The sequence below is a fragment of the Pseudomonas sp. AC083 genome (assembly GCF_979253165.1).
This window is the reverse complement of the sequence record NZ_CEEDDH010000003.1, coordinates 130,817-155,444: the sequence shown is the minus strand read 5'-3', so window position 1 is coordinate 155,444 and position 24,628 is coordinate 130,817. Positions and strand designations below refer to the sequence as shown.

Here is a 24,628-nt window from a genome sequence, read left to right as displayed (position 1 = left end):
CCGCCAACGTTGTGCCTCTGTTAATGATTTTTTGCGGTATCAAGGGCTCGTTTTTGCGAGCGGGCTCGTACCGCCTGTGAGCCCGCCGTGAATTCACTTCCTCTCGTCAGCATTGCCATCCCTGCGTTCAATCCGCGCTTTTTCGAGCGCACGCTGAACAGTGCCGTCAGCCAGACTTACAGCAATCTCGACATCGTCGTGTGCGATGACAGTCGTGGTGACGAGATCAAGGACATCGTCAGCCTGGTCATGGAGCAGACCGGGGCCCAGGTGCGCTACGTTCGCAATCCACAGACGCTGGGGCTGGTGGGCAACCTGAAAGCCTGCCTCGAACAGGCGCGCGGCGAGTTCATCAAATTCCTTTGTGACGATGACCTGCTGTATTCGGCCTGCATCGAACAGCAAGCCCATGAGTTACAGCGCGAAGAAGTCAGTCTGGTGATCGCTCAGCGGCTGCTGTGGGACGCCAACGACATCATTCTGCCGGCCCGTTTGGAAAACAGCTCGCTATCACCCGTGAGCGCCTTGCTCAAAGGCGACGATGTGCTGAGCATTTTCGAAAAATTCCCGGTCAACGTCCTCGGTGGCTTCAGCAGTGCGTTGTTCCGGCGTGCCGATGTCGCCGAACTGTTGCCCGCTCTGACTGAAGCAGGTGCATGCTTCGTCGCGACCCTGGATTTTGCCTTGTACGTGTGTTTGTTGCGGCGCGGCAACATGGTGACGTCGAACAATGTCCTGAGCGCCGAGCGACTTTACCCTGAGCGCCTGAGCGCGCAGCAACCGATGAAGGATGCTGCCGAGGTTGAGCGCGAGTGGCTTTCGCAAATGCTCAAAGTGCGCAGCGGCGAGTCGGCGCCCGCAAAGGGCTGGGTTCGCTACGTGCGACTGACGAGCGCCGACGAGTCGCCTCGCGTTTGGGAAGAACTGCCGCTGAGCCGTACCCTTGGTACCAAGCAAAGCCGCCAGGAACTGGGTGTGGGTGTCGATAGCTTCAGTTTCGGCGAGCTCTATGCGCAGTGGCTGGCGTGTCGGGTGCTGACCGAGGCGCAGCGCCAATGGTTGCCGGAAACGCTTGCTGGCTGGCCGCAGCAGCCGAGGATCGTGCCGATCGTCATCGATGCGCAGGGTAGCCGCGACGGTCTCGAGCGCACCCTGCAAGCGCTCGCTGCACAGGACTATCCACCGGAGCTGGTGCTGGTACTGTCCGTAGCCTGTACCGAAGCAGTGTTGCAGGATCGCGTGTTCCACATGCCGTTGCAGGATGACGGTCTGGAGCAGATCAATACGCTGTTGCCGCAACTCGAAGGCGCCGACTGGTTCTATCTGCTGCAACCGGGAGATCGCCCGGTGGCACCGGCATTGCTGGTGATGGCCGATCGCATCGCGCATTCGCGGTCGCTGACGTGTCTGTACAGTGATGAAGGCAGCGTGCGCGACGGCGAATCGGCGGAACCGGCGTTCAAACCGGACTTCAACCTCGACCTCATGCGCAGTTATCCGTACGTCGGCCGAGCGCTGGCATTCCAGCGCGAACGCTTCCTCGCGCTCGGTGGATTTGCGCCAACGTTCGCCGAACTGGCGCCACACGACATGCTCTGGCGGATGGTCGAAAGCGATGGCCTGCAGGTTGTCGGACATATCGCCGAGGTATTGCTGGAGTCGAAATTCGACCTGTCGCAATGGCTCACCGAGCCTGGCGTGGTAGAGCAAAGTCGGCGAATTCTCGAGGCGCATCTGCAGCGCCTCGGCATTGCTCATGAAATCCGCCAGAACGGACTGCTCAATCGTGTCGACTACCGTCACGCGCAGCGCCCTCTGGTGTCGGTAATCATCGTCACTCAGGACCAGACTGCCGCCTTGCAGCGCTGTGTCGAAACGCTGCTGGAGAAAACCGCCTACACCGAGTACGAATTGCTCCTGGTCGATAACGGCAGCGAAAGCGCCGAAGCGCGGGCGTGGCTGGACGGCATGGCGCAGCTGGGCAGCGACCGGATTCGCGTGCTGCGGTATGCGCAAAAGGACAATGCCGCTGCTGTGCACAACTTCGCCGCGCGCCAGGCGCGCGGTGAGTACATGCTGATGCTCAATGCCTTTGCGGTGATTACTCAGGCCGACTGGCTCGACGAACTGCTCAATCACGCGCAACGTCCTGAAGTCGGGGTGGTTGGCGCCAAGCTGTTCAACCCGGACGGTGGCGTGCTGCACGCCGGTCTCATCCTGGGGCTGAATGGGCCGGCGGGACTGCCGTTCTACGGCCAGCCGATGCAGTCGGACGGGTATATGCACCGACTGCAAGCTGTGCATGATCTGAGCGCGGTCGGTGGCGACTGCCTGATGATTCGCAAATCGGTATTCGAAGCGGCCGGCGGTCTTGATGAGCAGGATTTCAAGCAAACGCTCAGTGTCGTGGATCTGTGCCTGCGCATTGGCCGCGACGGTTACCTGGTGGTGATGAACCCGCACGCCGTGCTGGCGGTGGGTACGCAGCCAGTTATCGCGGCGACGGAGCAAGAGCAAGCGCAGCACGCCGAGGAGAAGGACACCTTCTATCAACGCTGGCTGCCACTGGTTGCGCGCGACCCGGCCTATAACGTCAACCTGACGTTGCAGGGCGTTGGCGCCAGCAACTTCAGCCTTGAACCGGGCCTGCGTACTGGCTGGAGCGCGTTCTCCAAGGCGCAACTGCCGAACGTGCTCGCGGTTCCGATCAATGCTTCTGCCATCGGTCACTACCGCATGAGTCAGCCAATGATCGAGCTGGAAGCGGCCAACCGGGTGGAGGGACGGGTCTGCTACGGCTTACCGTCGATCATCGATATCGAGCGTCAGTCCCCCGATGTGATCGTCCTGCAAGGGCGCTATTCGGAGCATGCCATTGATGAAATTCCGCCGCTGAAGAAGTTCTTCAATGCCCGACGGATTTTCGAACTCGACGACTATGTCATCGACGTTCCCCATCGCAATGCACATATCCGTAACATGCCGGGCAAGTCGGACATGGAGCGTATGGTGCGCCGAGCGATCGGCCTGTGCGATCGCGTGGTCGTTTCAACCGCGCCACTGGCCAACGCGCTGTCGGACATGCACCACGACATACGCGTGGTGCCGAACATGTTGGCTCAGGATTTGTGGGGACACCTGCGCAGCCAGCGTCGCACCTCGAAAAAGCCCCGGGTCGGCTGGGGGGGCGGCACCAGTCACCATGGCGATCTGGCAGTGATCGCCGACGTGGTGCGCGAACTGGCCAACGAAGTCGACTGGGTTTTCTTCGGCATGTGCCCGGATGATTTGCTGCCGTACATGCATGAGTTTCACGGAGTGATCCCGCTGGATGTCTATCCGGCAAAACTGGCCAGCCTGAACCTCGATCTGGCGCTGGCACCGCTGGAGTTCCACATCTTCAACGACTGCAAGAGCAATCTGCGGCTGCTCGAGTATGGCGCCTGCGGTTTTCCGGTGGTCTGCACCGATACCGAGGCCTATCGCGGCTACTTGCCGTGCACGCGGGTCAAGACCAACACGACCGATGAGTGGCTGCAAGCGATCCGCATGCATCTGGCTGACCCGGATGCCAGTTATCGCATGGGCGATGAATTGCGTGAGGTGGTGCTGCGAGACTATGTTCTGCGCGGCGATAACTTGCGCCATTGGGAGTATGGCTGGCTGGCGGATTGAATTGCCCGCAAGGCTTCATTGAAAGGCGATCTCTCGGGTCGCCTTTTTTACAGGTTCATTGATTTGTTTGAGTCGATCAGCGAGGGAATGCGCTCCGGACAGGCAACGCCCGCACTGACAGATCCGGTTTCAACAACCACGCAAGGAAGATGTAATGACAATTGTGAATGGAACGAGTGAAGCGGATGTCCTGCTGGGCACCGACAGCAATGACCAACTCTATGGACTGGAGGCGGATGATGTCCTGCTGGCAAGTACAGGATCGGATGAGCTTGATGGCGGGGACGGCTTCGACACCGCGAATTACTACGCAATAACCTCTGGAATCAACGTCGAACTGGCCGACGGTACAAGTACCGTCGCCGGCCCCGACGGCAAGCTCGATACGCTGGTGTCCGTTGAGAAGATCGTCGGGACGTTTTCCAACGATACGTTCACCAGTTCGGTAGCCGGCGTGACGCTGGAAGGCAGCAGCGGTGACGATGTCTACATCGTCAGCGCCGAAGACGTGACCATCGTCGAGGAAGACTGGGGTGGCTATGACGAACTGCGCACCAGCCTCAACAGCATCAAGATGGCTGGCTTCGTCGAGAAGCTGACCTTCACGGGTACCGGTGATTTCAAGGCTTACGGCAGCGACACCGACAACGAGATCATCGCGGGTGCCGGTAACGACTGGCTGTGGGGTGGTGATGGTGCCGATCATTTCTTCGGGGGAGACGGTTACGACACCGTCAGCTACAGCGACAGCCTTGAAGGGGTGCGAGTCGAAGACTTCGCCAACTACGACGGCCTGACCATCGCCTATGGCGATATGTTCACCGGCATCGAGGCGCTTCAGGGCTCGGGCTTCGATGATGTGATTTATCGTCACAAGGACTCGATGAGTATCGATGGTGCGCAGGGCTACGACACTGTGAATTACCGCTACGCCTTCGACGTAGCCAATGTCGTGATCGGCAATGGCAGCAACCTCGCTGGTGACACACTGCTCAACGTGGAAGAGGTTATCGGTACCTCAGGCGCCGATCGTTTTGTCGTCAATGCCAGTGGTGTGAAGGTGGCTGGCGGTATCGGTGATGACGTTTATACGATCAACAGCACCGGTGTGACTGTCGAAGAAGACGACAGCTTCATGGGTGGTACCGATCATGTGTACACCAGCCTGTCCGAGTTGAGGCTGAGTGCGTTCGTTGAGCGGTTGACCTATACCGGCAGCAGCGATTTCACCGGTTACGGCAATGACGGCGACAACACGATCGTTTCCGGGGCCGGGAATGATGTGCTGCTGGGCGGGGCGGGGGCCGATAACTTTGAAGGTGGTGCGGGCCTCGACATCGTCAGCTATGACGACAGCGCTGAAGGCTTGAGCGCCTCGCTGAAATGGGGCGCGCAGAGCGGTATCGCCTTCCATGACGTCTACATCGACATCGAAGGCCTGCGCGGCAGCCAGTTCAATGATGTTCTGGAAGGTGAGTGGGGCGACAACGTCCTTGAAGGCGGTGGTGGTGACGACCAGATTCAGGGTGGCGATGGCAACGATCACATCTACGGCGGTCTGGCGTCCGGTCTCGATGCAGCCGGGCAGTCCGACACCTTGTTCGGTGGCTCGGGCGATGACGTCATCATAGCTGCGCGCGATGGTCTGTTTACCTGGGTCAGTGGCGATGAAGGCAATGACAACATTACCCTCGGGCGAGGCGTGGCCTATGGTGGGCAGGGCAACGACGTGTTGATCTTCAGCGGCGCCGGCCTGTCGGGCCTGGGCGGCAGCGGGTTTGGCGAGCAGGGCGATGATACCTATGTGGTGGACACGTCGGCCTTGGTGACCATCAAGGATGAAGGGCTGGATGCCAACGACACGCTGATTCTGAACACGATCGCTGACGCCAGTCAGTTGAGCGTGACCCGTGTTGGCGATGACGTTTATCTGCACAGTGCCAATGATGGTAGCAGTGGCGTGCCGGACAACGGTGTGCGGCTGGTGGACTGGTATGCGGGGTTTGCGACCATCGAGCATGTTCAGACGGCCGATGGTCAGATGTATGAGCTGCCGGTGGGTGCTGACGGGTTTGCGCTGTTCGGGTAGTTTTTGCGCATCGTTGAAGTAAGGGATGGGTCTTTGGATTCATCCCTTTTTTGTTTTTGGCCTTGGCGGCCCTTGGGCTGACCAGGCTCTCGGGGGTTGGGTGAATATCCGTTTCTGCGGGTGTTGCTGTTGCTGTAAGAGTGAAACCGCCAGCGGCAGCACCCGCAATAACGGATAGGCCCCCAATCAAAATCCTCAGCCCGTTCCCCACCGCCTCGACTCTGAGCTGGCGCGTTTCCTGCAAGTCCCCCTCAAATCGCCATAAAACGAGCGCTTGCGGTCATTGCACTTGCGCCCGGAACGGCAAAAGGTGTCGCCGCAAGGCCCGCAACGCTCAACAAAGCCATGCGCAGCCCGGTGAAGAACAAGAGGGGAGACGATGAAGGCAGTAATTTTGGCGGGTGGCCTCGGCACGCGGATCAGTGAAGAGTCGCACCTCAAGCCCAAGCCGATGATCGAGATCGGCGGCAAGCCAATTCTCTGGCACATCATGAAGCAGTATTCCGCCCATGGAATCCACGACTTCGTCATCTGCCTGGGCTACAAGGGCTATGCGATCAAGGACTTCTTCGCCAACTATTTCCTGCACACCTCCGACGTCACCTTCAACATGCGCGAGAACCGCATGGAGGTGCACCAGAATTACAGCGAGCCGTGGAGCGTCACGCTGGTCGACACCGGCGAAGAAACCATGACCGGTGGCCGGCTCTTGCGCACTGCGCCTTATCTCAAGGACGAGAAAGCCTTTTGTTTTACCTACGGCGACGGCGTCTCGGATATCGATATCGGCGCTCTGATCCGTTTTCATGAAGCGCACGGCAAGCTCGCGACCGTTACGGCCGTGCAGCCTCCTGGCCGTTACGGTGCGTTGCAACGCACAGGTCACCAAGTCATGGGTTTCACCGAGAAACCGCGAGGTGACGGCGGCTGGATCAATGGCGGTTTTTTCGTCCTGTCACCGCAGGTGCTGCCTTACATCGCCGGCGATGCGACCAGCTGGGAAGCCGAGCCGTTGATGCAACTGGCTGAGTTGGAACAGCTGCATGCCTACGAACATTCGGGCTTCTGGCAGCCGATGGACACCCTGCGTGACAAGAACCATCTCGAAGCGCTGTGGCAGAGCGGGGAGGCCCCATGGAAGCAATGGGCCTGAGTGCGGATTTCTGGCGTGGCAAACGCGTCCTGGTCACCGGACACACTGGATTCAAAGGCAGTTGGCTGACCCTGTGGCTGCAAAGCCTTGGCGCGCAAGTCAGCGGTTTTTCTCTGGATCCGTCGACCGAGCCGAGCCTGTTCGAACTGGCGCGCGTGCACGAAGGCATCAATGATCAACGCGGCGATCTGCGTGACCTCGGCGCCTTGCTGGAAATCATCGCCGAGACCGAGCCGGAAATAGTCCTGCATCTGGCGGCCCAGCCTCTGGTGCGCGAGGGCTATCGCGATCCGCTCGGCACCTATTCAAGCAATGTCATGGGTACGCTGAACCTGCTCGAAGCGATTCGTCAGGTCGGCGGCGTGCGCGCCTGTGTGCTGGTCACCACCGACAAGGTCTACGCCAACAAGGAGTGGCTGTGGCCGTACCGCGAAGACGAAGCCCTCGGTGGCCACGATCCTTACAGCAGCAGCAAGGCCTGCTGCGAATTGCTCGCGCAGTCCTATGCAGCGTCGTTCTTCCCGGCGGACAAACATGCCGAACACGGTCTGGCCCTGGCGACCGCACGCGCCGGCAACGTGCTGGGCGGTGGTGATTTTGCGCCGGAGCGACTGATTCCCGACGTACTGAAAGCCTGGACCGCCGACAAGCCAGTGACCCTGCGTTACCCGCAAGCGGTGCGCCCGTGGCAGCACGCGCTGGAGCCGCTGGCCGGATATCTGCAACTGGCTGCCGCGCTGTACGAATACGGCCCGGAATACGCCGGTGCGTGGAACTTCGGTCCCGGGGAGGCCGACATGTGCAGCGTCGGTGAAGTGGTTGAACTGCTCGCCAACCGTTGGCCGCAGGCCCGCGGTCTGCGTATCGAACCGAGTGAGCTGCACGAAGCCGGTCTGCTGCGTCTGGACAGCAGCCGCGCGCGGCAGGTGCTTGGATGGAAGCCGCGTTGGACGCTGGAACAATGCCTGACGCACACCCTTGGCTGGCATCTGGCGTGGCAACACGGCGAGGACATGCGCGCCGTTACCTTGAACCAATTGAATCTGTACAGAGAGCGTTCATGAGCGATTACACCTTGCAGAAAACGCCATTGGAGGGCCTGTACCTCATTCAGCAGAAAGTCTTCTGCGATGAGCGCGGGCGGTTCGCCCGGCTGTTCTGCCAGAGTCGTCTGACCGTCCAGGGGCGTCCTTTTGCGATCCGCCAGATCAATCATTCGCGCACGGTCGGCCAAGGTAGCGTACGCGGTCTGCATTTTCAGAAAGCCGGCTATGCCGAATCCAAGCTGATCACTTGTGTGCGCGGCGCGGTCTGGGATGTGGCGGTCGACCTGCGGCCGCAATCGCCAACGTATTTGCAGTGGCATGCGCAAGAACTGCGCGCCGATGATGGCCTCAGTTTTTTGATTCCTGCCGGTTTTGCCCACGGCTTCCAGTCACTGACCGATGAATCGGAAGTGCTGTACCTCACCGATGCCGATTACGCACCGGAGCATGAAGCGGGGTTGTCGGCCCTTGATCCGGCACTCGCGATCTCATGGCCGCTGCCCGTCAAGAATTTGTCAGCCAAGGATTCCAGGCATCCGCTGCTCGACAAACAGTTTCAGGGAGTCGAGCTTTGACGGCGACCACCTCCACTGTGCTGGTCACTGGCGCCACCGGCTTCGTCGGTCGCCACTTGGTCAGCGCTTTGCTTTCCAAAGGCTTCAAAGTGCGTGCGGTTGCGCGCACCCTCGACTCGGCTCGCAGTTTGCCGTGGTTCGCGCAGGTGGAATTTGTCGCCGCCGATCTGCATGCGCCAGACCTTGATGTCGAGCGCTTGGTTGATGGCATGGATGTCGTCGCGCATCTGGCCTGGAGCGGCTTGCCTAACTATCAGGCGCTGTTTCATTTTGAACGCAACCTGCCGGCGGATTACGCGTTTCTCAAGCGTGCGGTCGTGGCAGGGGTGAGCCATGTGCTGATCACCGGGACTTGCTTTGAATACGGCTTGCAAAGCGGCCGGTTGGCCGAGTCGGTCTTGCCCCAGCCTTGCACGCCTTACGGTCTGGCCAAGCACACCTTGCGCCTGTTCCTTGAAGCATTGCAGCGCGAGCAGTCGTTCACCCTGCAATGGGCGCGGTTGTTTTACCTTTATGGCGAAGGGCAGAACAGCAACAGCCTGCTGGCCAGCCTCGACCGCGCCATCGATGGTGGTGAGGCGCAGTTCAATATGTCGATGGGCGACCAGCTGCGTGATTATCTGCAGATTACCGAGGCGGCCACGCAATTGGCTTCGCTGATCGGCCGGCCTGATGTCGACGGCGTCACCAACTGCTGCAGCGGCCAGCCGATTTCCGTACGCGCGCTGGTTGAACAGCGTGTCCGCGAACGCCAGTCGACGATCAAGTTGAATCTGGGCCATTACGGTTATTCCGCCCATGAGCCCATGGCGTTCTGGGGTGATGCTCAGCGAATCTCGCAACTGAAGGGGCAAGAACATGCTGCATGAGCTTTATCGCGCGACCGGACTGCCGGTATTGCAGAACCGCACGTTTGCCAGCGCCGAAGAGGCGCGGGCCTCAGGGGCGGCAGACATTGTTCTGGTACAGGACAGCCAAAGCGGATTGATCTTCAACCAGGCCTTCGATGCCGACAAGCTGAGCTATGACGCCGACTATCAGAACGAACAGGCGCACTCGGTGCAGTTTCAGGCGCACCTCAATGCCGTCGAAGCGATCCTCGCCCGGCACTTCAAGGGCCAGACCCTGATTGAGGTCGGCTGCGGCAAGGGTTATTTCCTTGAGATGCTGCGGGGGAAGGGTTACGCCGTTACCGGGATCGATCCTTCTTATGAAGGTGGCAATCCTGACGTGATCAAGGCACCGTTCACCCGCGAGCTGGGGTTGGCGGCGGATGCGATTGTGTTGCGTCATGTGCTGGAACACATCAGCGATCCGTTGGCATTTCTCGCGCAAATGGCTGCAGCCAATCAGGGCGGGCAGATTTATATCGAAGTGCCGTGCTTTGACTGGATCGTCGAGCACAATGCCTGGTTCGACGTGTTCTATGAGCACGTCAATTACTTCCGTCTCGCCGACTTGCGCGCAATGTTCGGCACCGTGCTCGAGGCCGGGCATCTGTTCGGTGGCCAATATCTGTACATCGTTGCCGATCTCTCGACGCTGCAACGGGCGCCGGTCGAGACGCCGTCGTTGCTGACGCTGTCGACCACCTTCACCGCCAGTCTTGATCGCGCCGTGCAGATCATTCAATCCGCGCCGGCACAGGGCTCGGCCATTTGGGGCGCTTCGTCCAAGGGCGTGATTTATTCATTGGCCTTGCAGCGCGCCGGTGTGGCGGTAGATCGCGTCGTCGACATCAACCCGGCCAAGCAGGGCCGTTACCTGCCCCTCAGTGGCGTGCGGGTGTCCTCGCCGCAAGAGGCCATGGATGCGCTGCCTGCAGGCGCCCACCTGTTTGTGATGAATTCCAACTACCTCGAAGAAATCAAGCGGATGACTGGCGCACGCTACGTCTATCACGCCGTCGACAGCGCTTCGTTTCAGTGACCCTTGAGATTATTAAGATGACCGAAAACAACATCCACAAAGCCTTCGAAGCCGAATGCCAACAAGAGATCGCGCGCCAGGGTGATGACCAGAAAGTGGTAGCACTGGCCCGGGATTTCTTCAACGAATCGGCCCGCCATAAATACAGCTACCACTTCTCGTGGATGGGCCGTCCGATCATCCAGTTGCCGCAAGACATGATGGCCATGCAAGAGATCATCTGGCAGGTCAAACCGGACCTGGTGATCGAATGCGGCATCGCTCACGGCGGTTCGATCATCTATTACGCCTCGCTGTTGGAGCTGCAAGGCCACGGCGAAGTGCTGGGTATCGACCTCGATATTCGCCCGCACAACCGTGAGGCCATCGAAAGCCACCCGATGGCCAAGCGCATCCAGATGATCGAAGGTTCGAGTATCGATGAGGCGACCGCGCAGAAAGTCCGCGCGATTGCCGAGGGCAAGAAAGTGATTCTGGTCCTCGATTCCAACCATACCCACGACCACGTACTCGAGGAGCTGCGCTTGTACGCGCCGCTGGTTTCGGTGGGCAGCTACTGCGTGGTGATGGACACCGTGGTTGAAGACATGCCGGCGGACTTTTTTCCGGATCGCCCGTGGGGTCATGGCGATAACCCGAAAACCGCCGTGTGGAAATACCTGGAAGAGAACAAGGATTTCGAGATCGATCGGCAGATGCAGAACAAACTGCTGATCACCGTGGCGCCGGACGGTTATCTGCGCCGCGTTCGTTAATTCGCAACATTACCCAGCGTTGTTTCGGCGAGTCGCCGGTTGTGGAGAGAAGTTATGCAAGGCAAGTACAGTTCTGAACTGACGCTACCGCTCAACGAGTTGTTGACGGTGGTGCTGATTACTCACAACCGGCCGGCGTTCCTGCGCCGTGCGGTGAAGTATTACAGCAGCTTGCCCTGCCGAATCATGGTGCTGGATTCCACGCCGGAACGTCCGGAAGGCGATTTCTCCGCCGTCGATTATCATCATGTACCGCAATTTGCCTACTGGGGGATGCAGGCCAAACTGGCCTATGGCGTCGAGCAACTGAGCACGCCATACATGGTGCTGGCGGCGGATGACGATTTCATCGTGTTCGATTCGCTCTGCGAGTCTGTCGGCTTTCTTCAGGCCAATCGTGACTATGGCATGTGCCACGGCTATTGCCTGATGTACTTGGCGAAGGCCGATGGCGTGAACTACTACCGCCGCGACAAGAAGGTTCAGGAAGACTATTCGTCCGAGCGGGCGCAGGATCGCGTCATTGACTACATGAGTCAGTACATCCCGCCGTTCTACGCGGTGACCCGTACCGACCTGATGAAAATCTGGCACTCGTCATTGCCGCCGGGGACCAATTTCCAATGGCAGGAAATCGGGCACGTGTATTTCCTGCTGGCGAGCGCCAAGGCACGGATCCTGCCGATTCCCTATGTGGTACGCGAGATCAACTACGGCGTTTCCGAACACAATACCGACGTGTATCACTCGCTGACCTATGTTGATGGCAAGTCGGTCGCCGAACGAGAGGCGTTTGCCGAATTCCTCGTCTCGCTGCCGACCGGTATCCAGAACCTCGATGCAGGGCAGGCCAAGGCATTTGTTCTGGAGAGCTTTGCGGCGATGGCCGAGAGCCTGGCGGTCCGCCGGGCGCTGACTGCCGAGTTGATTTTCGAGTCGACCTGGAATCAGCAATTGCGGCGGCCTGATCGGCGCTTCGGCCCACTGCAGTACGTTGAGATGCCGTTCTACAACCAGGCGTTTTTCGATCTTCTGGAACAGTTTGAATTCATGATGCACACCCTGCCGGCGGGTCGCCTCCAGTTGGAGGGGCTGGAAGGCACATGGACGCGTCAGGCGCATCTGCTCCAGGCGCGCAATAACGATACGCCGGAGAGCGTGGTCGACCGGTTGTGGCAGGCGCATGATCTGAATGCGTTCAACCAGGTGGTTACCAAGCGTCTGGCCGCGCAGCTGCAAGTGCTCGGTGACGAGACGGCGGCGCAAACCATGCATGAATGGGTCGCCCGCCTCGAGGCGCTGACGGTCGACGATCATCAGGTCACGTTCGACAAGATGCAATCGGGACGTTTGTTGAATTGGCTGGCTGCACGTGCGCCTGCCATCGAGCAGCTCGAGTCGATCAGCCAACACGTGGCTGCCGAAGGTGGTGGTCAGCAGTTCGGTATCTTCCTGCTTGATCTGGACAACGACATCGACAAGTTGCAGGTGTCGCTCGACAGCCTGGTCGAGGGGCACTGCAAAGCGTTCAGGATTGTCGTGTTCACCACTGGTGAAGCGCCGGCAGCGACCACTGCGCAGAACACCCTGCACTTTGTCCGTGTCACGCCCGGCAATCTCGTCGACAAACTTAACCAGAGCGCTCAGCAGTCGCCAAGCGACTGGTTGATGTTGGCTCAGGCCGGTGATGAGTTCACCGCTAGCGGCCTGTTGCGCGCCAGCCTTGAACTGATGGGTGCCGAGAGTGTGCGTGCGGTCGCCACCGATGAGATCCAGCGCAAGGAAAACGGCGCACTGGTCGCCGTATTCCGCCCCGGTTTCAACCTGGATCTGCTGCAAAGCGTGCCGTCGCTGATGGCGCGGCATTGGTTGATCCGTCGCCAGGTGCTGCTTGACGCCGGCGGTTATCAGGCCGACTTCAGCAAGGCGCTGGAATTCGACCTGTTGCTGCGCATCATCGAACAGGGCGGACTCGACGGTCTCGCGCATCTCGACGAGCCGCTGCTGATCACCGAGCAGGCGCCTCTGGAAGAAAACGCCCACGAGCGTCAGGCGTTGCTGCGTCACTTGGGCAATCGCGGCTACAAGGCCAAAGTCACTTCGGCGGCGCCGGGCACTTGGCAGATCGATTATCGCCACACTGAGCAGCCACTGGTTTCGATCATTGTGCCGGTCATCGATGATTTGCCGGCACTGCGCCGCTGCCTGGAGGGCGTGCTGCTCAAAACCCGTTACAGCCGCTACGAAGTGCTGCTGGCAGCCAACGGCAAGCAGTCGGCAGCGGTCAACGATTGGCTGGGAACGCTGCGCCACGCCAAGGTCAACGTGTTGCGTGCCGACCAGCCGCTGAGCGAAGTCGCCTTGTTCAACGCCGCCAGTGAGCAGGCGCAAGGTGAATACCTGGTGCTGCTGGCCGCGGACAGCGAAGTGGTCAACCCGAACTGGATCGATTCGCTGCTCAACCATGCCCAGCGTCCTGAAGTCGGCATTGTCGGCGTCAAACTCGTCGATCGCGATGGCAAAGTCGCCAATGCCGGTCTGATTCTTGGTCTGAACGAAGGCGTGGGTTCGCCTTTCATCGGCGAGAAACACAAGGCCGAGGGCTACATGCAGCGGCTGGTTGTCGAGCAGAATTATTCGGCCGTCTCCAGGGTATGCCTGATGGTTGGCAAAGAGCTGTTCAATGCCCTTGGCGGCCTCGACGAAGCGACCTTCGCTGACGGCTATGCCGATGTCGATCTGTGCCTGAAGGCCGGTCAGGCCGGTTACCTCACCGTCTGGACGCCACTGGTGCAGGTGCTGCACACCGGCGAGCTGCCACAGGCGCCAGCGGCATTGGCGGCATTGCGTGAAAAATGGCCCGACGCCTTTGCCCAGGATCCGGCGTACAACGCCAACCTGGCCTTGAGTGGTAAAGGTTTCACTCTGGGCGAAAACGCCTCGATCAATTGGGCGCAATTGCTCGCCTGAGCAGGCCGGACAGGAACCACAACATGTTCAACGGACAATCGATTTTCATCTCTGGCGGCACCGGCTCGTTCGGTCGCAACTTCATTCGCCGCTTGCTGGAGCAATACCAGCCCAAGCGCGTGGTGGTGTTCTCCCGCGACGAGCTCAAGCAATACGAAATGCAGCAGACGTTCAATGCACCGTGCATGCGTTATTTCATCGGTGACGTGCGTGACGCCGAGCGCTTGCGTCAGGCGATGCGCGGCATCGATTACGTCGTGCATGCCGCCGCGCTCAAACAGGTACCGGCGGCGGAATACAACCCGACCGAATGCATCCGCACCAACGTCAACGGCGCGGAAAACATCATCGCCGCTGCGATCGATAACGGCGTGAAAAAAGTCGTCGCGCTGTCCACCGACAAGGCGGCCAGCCCGATCAATCTGTACGGCGCGACCAAGTTGCTCTCGGACAAATTGTTCGTCGCCGCCAACAACATTGCCGGCGAGCAGCAGACCCGTTTCGCCGTGGTGCGCTACGGCAACGTCGCCGGTTCGCGCGGCTCTGTAGTGCCGTTTTTCAGCAAGCTGATTGCTGACGGCGCGCAAGAATTGCCGATCACCGACGAGCGCATGACGCGGTTCTGGATCACCCTCGACCACGGCGTGCAGTTCGTCCTCGACAGCTTCGCGCGCATGCACGGCGGTGAAGTGTTCGTGCCGAAGATCCCGTCGATCCGCATCGTCGATCTGGCGCGCGGCATGGCTGAACATCTGCCGCACAAGAACGTCGGCATTCGTCCCGGCGAGAAGCTGCATGAGCTGATGGTGCCGCTGGACGATGCGCGCATGACTCTGGAGTTCGAGGATCACTACACGATTCAGCCGTCGATTCGTTTTACCAGCGTCGACGTCGATTTCGCCGTCGATAAACTCGGTGAACGTGGCCGTGCCGTGGACGAGGATTTCGAGTATCGCTCGGACACCAACCCGCATTTCCTTTCGGTTGGGCAGATCGCCGATCTGCACGCGAAGCTGTCGGTATGATTCCCTACGGTCGGCAGAGCCTTGATCAGGCGGACATCGACGCGGTAGTCGAAGTCCTGCAATCGGACTGGCTGACCCAGGGGCCGACCATTGAACGCTTCGAGCAGGCCATGGCCGAGCGCTGTCAGGCCGATTTCGGCGTGGCGGTGTGCAATGCCACGGCGGCGCTGCACATTGCTTGTCTGGCCGCTGACCTGGGGCCGGGCGATCGCTTGTGGACCTCGCCGAATACGTTTCTGGCTTCGGCCAATTGCGGGCGCTACTGCGGCGCAGAGGTTGATTTCGTCGACATCGATCCGCTGACCTGGAACCTCGATGCCTTTGCCCTTGAAGCCAAGCTGGAACAGGCCGAGCGCGACGGCACGCTGCCGAAAGTCCTCGTCGCCGTCGCGTTCTCCGGGCAGAGCTGCGATATGCGGCGCATCGCCGAACTGGCGGAGCGCTACCATTTCACCGTGATCGAAGACGCCTCCCACGCAGTGGGCGCGAGCTACGCCGGCCGCCCGGTCGGTTGCGGCGAATTTGCGGCAATGACGGTGTTCAGTTTTCACCCGGTGAAAATCATCACCAGCGCCGAAGGCGGCATGGTCCTGACCAATCGCCCGGTGCTGGCCGAACGTCTGCGACGCCTGCGCAGCCATGGCATGACCCGCGAAGCCGAGCACATGACCGAGCCCAGCCACGGACCGTGGTATTACCAGCAGATCGAGCTGGGTTTCAACTACCGGATCACCGATCTGCAGGCAGCGCTGGGTCTGTCGCAATTGCGCAAGCTGGATGAGTTTGTCGCGCGTCGCCGGGAATTGGCGGCGCGCTATGATCGCTTGCTGGCGTATTTGCCGGTGACGTTGCCGAGCCCGCAGGAAGAGGCGGAGTCGGCCTGGCACTTGTATGTGATTCGCTTGCAGACCGAGCGCATCAGCCTCAGTCATCGTCAGGTGTTTGAAGGTTTGCGCGCAGCCGGTATCGGCGTGAATCTGCACTACATTCCCGTGCATTTGCAGCCTTACTATCGGGATCTGGGGTTTGCCGAGGGTGATTTCCCCGAGGCCGAGCGCTATTACGCCGAGGCGATCAGCCTGCCGCTGTTCCCCTTGCTGACTGATGAGCAGCAGGATCATGTAGTCGAGCAACTGCGCCGACTGACCGAACGATGACCGCTGCGGCGGTAGACGAGACTGTGTATGCGCGATCTGAGCGAGCAGGAAAGATTCTGGCAGGGTGAGTTCGGCAACCATTACGTTGAGCGCAATGTCGGCCAAGCGCTGGTGGCGGGCAATCTAGGTTTTTTCGCCAAAGCGCTGAGCCGCGCGGGTCGCGTCGACAGTCTGCTGGAGCTGGGTACCAACGCCGGCAACAATTTGCAGGCATTGCGTCAGTTATTGCCGCGTTGCGAACTGTTCGGTGTCGAGATCAACGAAAGCGCGTGCGCGCAGGCGCAGGCGCTGGACATCGCGCAAATCTGGCACGGCTCGTTGTTCGATTTTCCTGTCGAGCGCCGCTACGATCTGACACTGAGCAAAGGCGTGCTGATCCATCTGGCTCCCGAGCTGTTGCCGCGCGCCTATGCGCAGATGTACGAGCTGAGCCAGCGCTACATCCTGATCGCCGAGTACTACAATCCGGCACCGATGGAAATCGCTTACCGCGGTAACAGCGGCAAGCTGTTCAAGCGCGATTTTGCCGGGGAAATGCTTGATCGCTATGCCGATTTGCAACTGCTCGACTATGGCTTCGTCTATCACCGTGATCGGCAATTTCCGGCCGATGACATCACCTGGTTCCTGTTGGAAAAACGCCCTTGAGCAACGTCGCAATCATCCCTGCCCGTGGCGGCAGCAAGCGTATCCCGCGCAAGAATCTCTTGCCGTTCGTGGGCGTGCCGATGATTGTCCGCTCGATCCGCACAGCGCTGGAATCAGGTTTGTTCGAGCAGGTCGTGGTCAGCACCGACGATGCCGAAATTGCCGACATCGCGAGGGCGCACGGTGCGCAGGTACCGTTCATGCGCCCGGCGGAACTTGCCGATGATTTCACCGGCACTGCGGCGGTCATCGTGCACGCACTGCAGCAGTTGCCGTCCTTCGATTTCGCTTGCTGCATTTACGCCACTGCGCCGCTGTTGCAGGCACGTTATCTGCGTCAGGGTTTGGAGTTGCTGGAGCAGCATCCGCATCGATCATTTGCATTCTCGGTTTGCGATTTCGCGTTTCCGGTACAGCGTGCACTGACAGTCGACGGGGACGGCGCCTTGACGGCGTTGTATCCCGAGTTTCGCAATACTCGTTCGCAGGACTTGCCCGAGGCGTTTCAGGATGCCGGGCAGTTTTACTGGGGCCGCAGCGCGGCGTGGTTGCGCGGTGATGTGCTGTATTCGCCAGCCAGCCTGCCGGTGATTCTGCCGCGATATCTGGTCCAGGATATCGACACCCCCGAAGACTGGCAGCGCGCCGAATACCTTTACGCGGCGCTCAAGGCCGGCGGAGAGCTGCGATGAGGGTGCTGATCCGCGCCGACGCTTCGCCGACCATTGGCAGCGGCCACATTGCCCGCTGCCTGACCCTGGCGCGGATGCTGCGCGGGCAGGGCAGTCATGTCGCATTTGCCTGTCGGCGTTTGCCCGGGCATCGACTGGATGCCCTGAATGCCGACGGCTTCGAGACCTTCGCGCTGCCCGAGCGCTATCGTGATGAAGACCCGCTGCAGGCCATCGAATCGCTGTTGCCGTGGCAGTTCGACATTGATGCACTGGGCCTGCTGCTGGACGGGAAGGCACCGTTCGACTGGATCATCGTCGACCATTACGGACTCGATCATCACTGGCAAACCGCTGCCCGGCGCTGGTCGCACCGAATCGCCGCCGTGGATGATCTGGCCACGCGGCGCTACAGCGTCGATCTGCTGCTCAATCAGAACCTGTCCGGTCTTAGCGAAAACTACGCGCCGCTGCTGCCGCCAGGCTGTCGCACCTTGCTCGGCCCGCGCTACGCCATGCTGCGCGAAGAATTCAACTGCGATGCCATCGAGATCAAACCGCAGGCGCGCCGGGTGCTGGTGAATTTCGGCGGTTTCGACGCGGCGAGGCAGACTCACCACGCGATGCTGGCGCTGGCTGATTTCACTGAGTTGCAGGTGGATTTCGTCGCTGGTGCCGACAACCCGGCGTGGACGCAGATGCAAGCGTTGGCCGAGAAGCGACCAAACTGGCGCCTGCACAGTTTCGTCAGCGATTTCCATCAGCGCATGACTGAAGCGGATCTGTTTATTGGCGCCGGCGGTGGCACCAGTTGGGAGCGTGCGGCGCTGGGTTTGCCGACCATCTGCATCGCCGTGGCGAATAATCAGCAGGCCAACGGCGAAGTCATGGCCGCTGCCGGTGCGCATGTGTTCATGGGCGCCCGCGAGCAGGTCAGCGTCGAGCAGTTGCGTGATGCGGTCGGCTTCGTCGTGAACAATCATTTTCTACGCCGCAGCCTTGCCGAGCGCTCGCGGCAACTGGTCGACGGGCGCGGTGCCGCACGCGTCGCGGCGGCGCTGGCCGGTGCGGTGCTGAAACTGCGCCCGGCGACGCTGGACGATGCGCAGTTGCTGTTCGATGGACGCAATGCCGAAGCGGTACGGCGCTGGTCGCTGGAAATCGGCGTCATCGATTGGGCGCAACATCTCAACTGGCTGACGGCGAGTCTGCGCAATCCGCAGCGGCTGCTGCTGATTGCCGAGGCGGATGACGGCCCGGTCGGGGTGCTGCGCTACGACTTGCGCGGGTTCGATGCCGAAGTGTCGATCTATCTGCTGGAAGGGCGTTTCGGCCTCGGTTGGGGCAGGGCAGTGCTCAGCCGTGGCGAAGCATTTGTCGCTGCGCACTGGCCGCAATTGACACGCATCACTGCCCGGGTCATGCCCGCCAATCAGTCTTCATTGAAAGTCTTTCGCGACGCCGGGTTCACTCAAGAGACCTGCGCGTTCAGCCGTGTTTTGAAGGATCACCCGCATGTCTAGTTTCAAGATTGGCCAGCACACCATCGGTGCCGATGCGCCGCCGTTCATCATTGCCGAAATGAGCGGCAACCATAACCAGTCTCTCGACGTCGCTCTGCAAATCGTCGAGGCGGCGGCGAAGGCTGGAGCGCATGCCTTGAAGTTGCAAACCTACACCGCCGAAACCATGACCCTGGATTTGGCTGAAGGCGAGTTCTTCATCAAGGATCCGGGCAGTCTGTGGGCCGGCACGTCGCTCTACGATCTCTACGAAAAAGCTCACACACCGTGGGAGTGGCACGCGCCAATTTTTGCTCGGGCCAAGGAGTTGGGAATGCTCGCGTTCTCGACGCCGTTCGATGACAGCGCGGTGGATTTTCTCGAAAGCCTTGAAGTGCCGGCGTACAAGATTGCCAGTTTTGAAAACACCGGTCTGCCGTTGATCCGGCGAGTGGCAGCGACCGGCAAACCACTGATCATCTCCACCGGCATGGCGAGTATTGCTGAGCTGGATGAAACCGTGCGTGCCGCACGCGAGGCCGGGTGCAAGCATCTGGTGTTGCTCAAGTGCACCAGCACCTATCCGGCCACGCCCCTCAACAGCAACGTGCGCACGATCCCGCATCTGCGTGAGTTGTTTGGATGCGAGGTCGGACTGTCGGACCACTCGATGGGCGTTGGCGTGTCGGTGGCGGCGGTGGCGCTGGGAGCGACGGTGGTGGAGAAACACTTCACCCTTGATCGTTCCGCCGGTGGCGTGGACGCGAGTTTCTCTCTGCAGCCTGCGGAGCTGGCCAGTCTGGTCGTCGAAACCGAGCGTGCATGGCAGGCGATGGGGCGTGTTCAGTACGGTCCGACCGCGGCCGAGTGCAAGTCACTGGTCTATCGCCGCTCGCTGTATGTCACCGCTGACATGGCCGCCGGTGAAGCCTTTACCGGGGACAATCTGCGCGCCATTCGCCCCGGTCTCGGTCTGCCGCCCAAGCACACCGAAGCCGTCCTCGGACGCCGTGCGCGCACCGCGATCAAGCGCGGTACGCCGCTGGACTGGTCGCTGGTCGAATAGGCCAATCTGCCATCGATTCGGCAAAATAGCGTGACCTGCGAGTCATAACGCGCATCTTCACTGTATTGTATTGACCGGGGAGATGGCGCCTGGCCCGTTTTGCGGTTCCAGTGATAGCCCTTTGCGCTTCCCGTGGCTGCCCATTGTGGCGGCCGTTTTCTGTTTGTCGGCGCCCCTCGAATCCTTGCGAGCGGTGGTTTTGGGCTGTTTTTTATTGGGAAGCCGTAATGATTGGCATAAAAAGCATTGCGAGCTACGTTCCTGTAGCCGGCGTGGACAATTACGCACAAGGTGCAAAATTCGAAAAGGATGAAGAGTTCATCCTTGGCAAGATCGGTTCGGCGTTCCTGCCGCGCAAAGACGCTGAGCAGGAAACTTCCGACCTGTGCGTGGAAGCGGCCAATGCGCTGTTTGCCAGCAATCCTGAACTGAAGCGTGAATCGATCGACGCCTTGATTGTCGTCACTCAGAACGGTGACGAAGAAGGCCTGCCGCACACAGCAGCAATCGTCCAGGACAAACTCGGCCTGCCGACCAATGTCGCAGCGTTCGATATCTCTTTGGGCTGCTCCGGTTACGTCTACGGCATCTACGCGATCAAGGGCTTCATGGAAGCCGCCGGCCTGAAGAACGGCCTGCTGATCACCGCTGACCCGTATTCGAAAATCGTTGACCCGGAAGACCGCAACACCACCATGCTGTTTGGCGATGCCGCCACCGCTACGTGGATGGGCGAAAACCCGACCTGGGCGCTGGGCAAGGCCAAGTTCGGCACCGACGGTTCCGGCGCACCGCACTTGAAAGTCAGCAACGGCGTGTTCTTCATGAACGGTCGTCAGGTCTTCAACTTCGCTCTGCTGAAAGTCCCGGCGCACTTGCACGAGTTGCTCGACGATTCCAATCTCAAGGCCGATGACATCGACGCATTCTGCATTCACCAGGGCAGCGCGGCGATTGTCGACGCCGTGGCGCGACGCTTCGAAGGCGAGCCGGAGAAGTTCATCAAGGACATGGTCGAGACCGGTAACACCGTGTCGTCGAGCATTCCGCTGCTGCTGGAAAAACACGTGCTTGATTCCGACTGGCAGCGCGTTGCGCTGAGCGGTTTTGGTGTCGGTCTGTCGTGGGGCTCGGCGATCATCTATCGTCCATAAACTGCAGAAAAACAACTGATACAAAAATAGCGTTCAAGGTTAACCTTGAACGCTATTTTTTTGCCCGAGAAGGAGCGCGAGGCGCCATGAGCGAGTTTTTCCAAGCCAATGCCGAGGTGTTGCAGCGGCGCTGGCCGGCGCTGTTCGAGCGATTCATGGCGGAAGACAGCGCGTCCGTACAGGCCGAACTCGTGCAAGGGCTGGGCTCGACGCTGAGCGTTGACGGCATTCAGCTCACCAGTCGCCATGATCGCCTGCATGAGGCGCAGATCCAGGCGGCGAGCCTGCCGGAAAAACCGCAACTTCACGTTTATGGCACTGGCCTCGGCGATTTGCCCGGCGTGCTTCTTGAACGTACGGGGCTCGAGCGTCTGTACGTGCACATCCTCAACGGCGCGCTGTTCGCGCTGGTACTGCAACTGCTCGATCAGCGCCAATGGATGGAGGATCCTCGGGTCGAACTGTTTTACGCCGGTGATCACCCGGACTTCTTCACGCCATTCTTTGCCTTGCCCGCCGAGATGATATTGGCCGATGACTTCAACGCGAAGATCCGCGACCGGCTGACCAATGAAGTGCACCTGACATTCAACAATCGCGATTTCGATCCGCAGTCGCCAGAAATCCAGCAACGCTTGCAGGAATGTCTGCCGGTGCTGCTTGGCGATGACGATGTCGCGCAGCTGTTCAGCAGTTGCGCTGGACATGAAATCTACGTGATCGCCACCGGGCCGACACTGGAGCAGCATTTCGAACGTCTGGCGGCGATTCGTCAGCGTGCCGAGCGGCCGTTGTTCATCTGTGTTGATACCGCTTATCGGCCGCTACGTGAGCACGGCATCGTGCCTGATCTGGTGGTGAGCATCGATCAGCGCATCGGCTTTCGGCATCTGCCCTTCGAGACGTCTGACGGCATTACCCTGGTGTACCTGCCGATGAGCGACCCGCAGGTATTGAAGGCATGGAAGGGCAAGCGCTATGGCGGCTATTCGGCCAGCCCGATCTATGCCGAGCTGAAAGAACAGTATCCACGCGGCGAGCTGCACGTCGGCGGCAGCGTGATCCATCCGGCGGTGGATCTCGCGGTGAAGATGGGCTCCGAGCGAATCACCCTGTTTGGCGCTGACTTCGCTTTCCCGATGAACAAGACTCACGCCGGTTGGAATGACGGCGATCTCGGACCACCGGTGAATCAGGCGCGGCACTGGGTGCGCGATGGCCACGGTCAGCGCGTCAGCACTCAGCTGAATTTTCGCGGTTATCTGTGTGTGCTTGAGCGGTATATCGCCGCGCATCCGCAGGTCGAATTTCTCAACAGCAGCCGCGCCGGTGCATTGATTGCCGGGACCGCTTTCAATCCGGAGCTCGTGCAATGAGTGCGCTGAGTCAGTGTCAGGATCAGTGTCGTCAGTGTGCCGCGTTGTTTCGCCTTGGGCGTGACGTTGAGGCGGCACTGACGATGGTCGATATATTCGAACAGGCCCAGCAATGTCTGGCGTCTGCCTCAGTGGATATCCAGCAGGCGTGGGCACAGGTGCTCACGCAAATGCTCGACTGTCAGGAGCGCCAGGACTGGTTGGGCCTGGCTGACTATATGGAATACGAACTGGTCGAATTGCTGGAAAGTGCCAGGCGCTGAACCGCTGCGCAGCGCTGGCCCGCGGCTTTGGGTTACAGGCGGTTTTATGACGTCATTTTTTCGCGCTGGATGTGCTGCTAAGTCTTTGTTTTCTCGGGGGTGGCGTGGTGATGGCAAAATTTTTTCAAAAAGCCCTCAAGCAACCTGCAATCCCGACGATAACTATTACGAAGGTTCTCTAGGCCATACCCGGCGGTTGCCAGGGCCGGAAGCCGCAGTACCCAACCAACGAGGAATTCGTCATGGCTTTAACAGTAAACACCAACACCACATCGTTGAACGTTCAGAAAAACCTGAACCGCGCTTCCGACGCTCTGTCCACTTCGATGCAGCGCCTGTCTTCCGGCCTGAAAATCAACAGCGCCAAAGACGACGCCGCTGGCCTGCAGATCTCCAACCGTATGTCTTCGCAGATCCGCGGTAACACCCAGGCCATCCAGAACGCCAACGACGGTATCTCCGTTGCCCAGACCGCTGAAGGCGCTCTGCAAGCTACTACCGACATCCTGCAGCGTATGCGTGAACTGGCTGTTAAAGCCCGTAACGGTACCAACGGCACTGCTGACCAGACCGCTACCAACGCTGAATTCGCTCAGATGTCCGACGAGATCACCCGTATCTCGGCTTCGACCAACCTGAACGGCAAAAACCTGCTGGACGGTTCGGCTGGTACTGTGACCCTGCAAGTGGGCGCAAACACCGGTTCGGCTAACCACATCGACCTGGTACTGAGCTCCAAGTTCGACGCCGTCAGCCTGTCGGTTGGCAGCGGCACTGTTGTACTGACTGGCGCCAGCCCTTCTGACGCTGCCGTCGCTATCGACAGCGCGATCACTGCAATCGACGCAGCTATCGCTAACATCGGTGCAACCCGCGCCAGCCTGGGTGCTTCGCAAAACCGTTTGACCAGCACCATCCAGAACCTGCAGAACATCACTGAAAACACCACCGCTGCTCAGGGTCGTGTACAGGACACCGACTTCGCCGCTGAAACTGCTAACCTGACCAAGCAGCAGACTCTGCAGCAAGCTTCGACCTCCGTACTGGCTCAAGCCAACCAACTGCCTTCCGCTGTACTGAAGCTGCTTCAGTAATTTCGGAATGAGTTTAAGCGGGGGAGTGCGCTTGTCGTGCTCTCTCGCTTTTTTACGTTAAGAGGTGATGGGCATGGACATGAGCGTAAAGCTTAACGTGTCTTATCCGGCTCCCAAGCCAGTGCCACCGGTTGCTGACAAACCGTCAGAGCTGCCTAAAGTCCAAAAGACTGAAGCGCCGGTCGCTGCCAAGGATCAGGATGCGGACGGCGCCAAGTTGAAACTGGCGGTGCAAGAGATAGAAAAGTTCGTCCAGTCGATCAAGCGTAATCTGGAGTTCTCGATCGACGAGCATTCCGGCAAGGTCATCGTCAAGGTGATTGCGAGCGAGACGGGTGAAGTCGTTCGACAGATTCCTTCCGCCGAAGCCCTCAAACTGGCCGACAGCCTCGCCAATGCAAGTCATGTATTGTTCGACGCCAAAGTCTGATAAATGGCATGAATAGTGTTTGTTCGTTCTCAGGACGCGTGTAACGGTCA

General features: G+C 59.8%; 20 protein-coding genes. All 20 read left to right on the top strand.

Going from position 1 to position 24,628, the window contains the following annotated elements; all coding sequences use genetic code 11:
- Positions 1-87 precede the first annotated feature (87 nt).
- The 20 genes from AC0IXA_RS06800 to AC0IXA_RS06705 all read left to right on the top strand — a co-directional run bounded on the left by AC0IXA_RS06800 (position 88) and on the right by AC0IXA_RS06705 (position 24,578).
- Positions 88-3,675, top strand: coding sequence for a glycosyltransferase (locus AC0IXA_RS06800; RefSeq protein WP_471812295.1), 3,588 nt, complete (start codon positions 88-90; stop codon positions 3,673-3,675).
- Positions 3,676-3,829: 154 nt separating this feature from the next.
- Complete coding sequence (locus tag AC0IXA_RS06795) at positions 3,830-5,764, top strand: calcium-binding protein (protein WP_471812293.1); 1,935 nt, start codon at positions 3,830-3,832, stop codon at positions 5,762-5,764.
- A 379-nt stretch (positions 5,765-6,143) separates the two neighbouring features.
- Complete coding sequence (gene rfbF / locus AC0IXA_RS06790; protein WP_039761130.1) at positions 6,144-6,917, top strand: glucose-1-phosphate cytidylyltransferase; 774 nt, start codon at positions 6,144-6,146, stop codon at positions 6,915-6,917.
- Positions 6,899-7,981, top strand: a complete 1,083-nt coding sequence (gene rfbG / locus AC0IXA_RS06785; RefSeq protein WP_471812291.1) for a CDP-glucose 4,6-dehydratase — start codon at positions 6,899-6,901, stop codon at positions 7,979-7,981. Before rfbF ends, rfbG begins: the two co-directional genes overlap by 19 nt.
- Positions 7,978-8,538: a dTDP-4-dehydrorhamnose 3,5-epimerase gene (gene rfbC, locus AC0IXA_RS06780; RefSeq protein WP_125917829.1), complete on the top strand. Its 561-nt coding sequence runs from the start codon at positions 7,978-7,980 to the stop codon at positions 8,536-8,538. Before rfbG ends, rfbC begins: the two co-directional genes overlap by 4 nt.
- Positions 8,535-9,407 (top strand): NAD-dependent epimerase/dehydratase family protein, encoded by an 873-nt coding sequence (locus AC0IXA_RS06775; protein WP_341638772.1) that lies wholly within the window; start codon positions 8,535-8,537, stop codon positions 9,405-9,407. The genes rfbC and AC0IXA_RS06775 overlap by 4 nt, the downstream gene beginning before the upstream one ends.
- A complete protein-coding gene (locus AC0IXA_RS06770) occupies positions 9,397-10,467 on the top strand; it encodes a class I SAM-dependent methyltransferase (protein ID WP_471812288.1) in 1,071 nt (356 codons plus the stop codon). Before AC0IXA_RS06775 ends, AC0IXA_RS06770 begins: the two co-directional genes overlap by 11 nt.
- 17 nt (positions 10,468-10,484) lie before the next feature.
- A complete protein-coding gene (locus tag AC0IXA_RS06765) occupies positions 10,485-11,222 on the top strand; it encodes a cephalosporin hydroxylase family protein (protein WP_039761138.1) in 738 nt (245 codons plus the stop codon).
- A 54-nt stretch (positions 11,223-11,276) separates the two neighbouring features.
- Positions 11,277-14,192: a glycosyltransferase family 2 protein gene (locus AC0IXA_RS06760; protein ID WP_471812286.1), complete on the top strand. Its 2,916-nt coding sequence runs from the start codon at positions 11,277-11,279 to the stop codon at positions 14,190-14,192.
- 23 nt (positions 14,193-14,215) lie between these two features.
- On the top strand, positions 14,216-15,217 hold the full coding sequence (pseB, locus tag AC0IXA_RS06755) for a UDP-N-acetylglucosamine 4,6-dehydratase (inverting) (RefSeq protein WP_122880884.1): 1,002 nt from the start codon (positions 14,216-14,218) through the stop codon (positions 15,215-15,217).
- Positions 15,214-16,374 carry a UDP-4-amino-4,6-dideoxy-N-acetyl-beta-L-altrosamine transaminase gene (pseC, locus tag AC0IXA_RS06750; RefSeq protein WP_471812283.1) on the top strand — a complete coding sequence of 387 codons (1,161 nt, stop codon included), beginning with the start codon at positions 15,214-15,216 and terminating at the stop codon, positions 16,372-16,374. Before pseB ends, pseC begins: the two co-directional genes overlap by 4 nt.
- A gap of 27 nt (positions 16,375-16,401) precedes the next feature.
- Positions 16,402-17,022, top strand: a complete 621-nt coding sequence (locus AC0IXA_RS06745) for a pseudaminic acid biosynthesis-associated methylase (protein WP_122611588.1) — start codon at positions 16,402-16,404, stop codon at positions 17,020-17,022.
- On the top strand, positions 17,019-17,714 hold the full coding sequence (gene pseF / locus AC0IXA_RS06740; protein WP_122611587.1) for a pseudaminic acid cytidylyltransferase: 696 nt from the start codon (positions 17,019-17,021) through the stop codon (positions 17,712-17,714). The genes AC0IXA_RS06745 and pseF overlap by 4 nt, the downstream gene beginning before the upstream one ends.
- Positions 17,711-19,216 (top strand): UDP-2,4-diacetamido-2,4,6-trideoxy-beta-L-altropyranose hydrolase, encoded by a 1,506-nt coding sequence (gene pseG / locus AC0IXA_RS06735; RefSeq protein WP_471812280.1) that lies wholly within the window; start codon positions 17,711-17,713, stop codon positions 19,214-19,216. The genes pseF and pseG overlap by 4 nt, the downstream gene beginning before the upstream one ends.
- Positions 19,209-20,261, top strand: coding sequence for a pseudaminic acid synthase (gene pseI, locus AC0IXA_RS06730; protein ID WP_471812278.1), 1,053 nt, complete (start codon positions 19,209-19,211; stop codon positions 20,259-20,261). Before pseG ends, pseI begins: the two co-directional genes overlap by 8 nt.
- 227 nt (positions 20,262-20,488) lie before the next feature.
- On the top strand, positions 20,489-21,415 hold the full coding sequence (locus AC0IXA_RS06725; RefSeq protein WP_016771093.1) for a ketoacyl-ACP synthase III: 927 nt from the start codon (positions 20,489-20,491) through the stop codon (positions 21,413-21,415).
- 86 nt (positions 21,416-21,501) lie between these two features.
- Positions 21,502-22,791, top strand: coding sequence for a motility associated factor glycosyltransferase family protein (locus tag AC0IXA_RS06720; protein ID WP_471812276.1), 1,290 nt, complete (start codon positions 21,502-21,504; stop codon positions 22,789-22,791).
- Positions 22,788-23,054, top strand: a complete 267-nt coding sequence (locus AC0IXA_RS06715; RefSeq protein WP_341638780.1) for a hypothetical protein — start codon at positions 22,788-22,790, stop codon at positions 23,052-23,054. The genes AC0IXA_RS06720 and AC0IXA_RS06715 overlap by 4 nt, the downstream gene beginning before the upstream one ends.
- 242 nt (positions 23,055-23,296) lie before the next feature.
- Positions 23,297-24,148 (top strand): flagellin domain-containing protein, encoded by an 852-nt coding sequence (locus tag AC0IXA_RS06710; protein ID WP_073472782.1) that lies wholly within the window; start codon positions 23,297-23,299, stop codon positions 24,146-24,148.
- Positions 24,149-24,221: 73 nt separating this feature from the next.
- Entirely contained in the window at positions 24,222-24,578 is a 357-nt protein-coding gene (locus AC0IXA_RS06705) for a flagellar protein FlaG (protein ID WP_024012099.1), read from the top strand.
- The last annotated feature ends 50 nt before the right edge of the window (positions 24,579-24,628 follow it).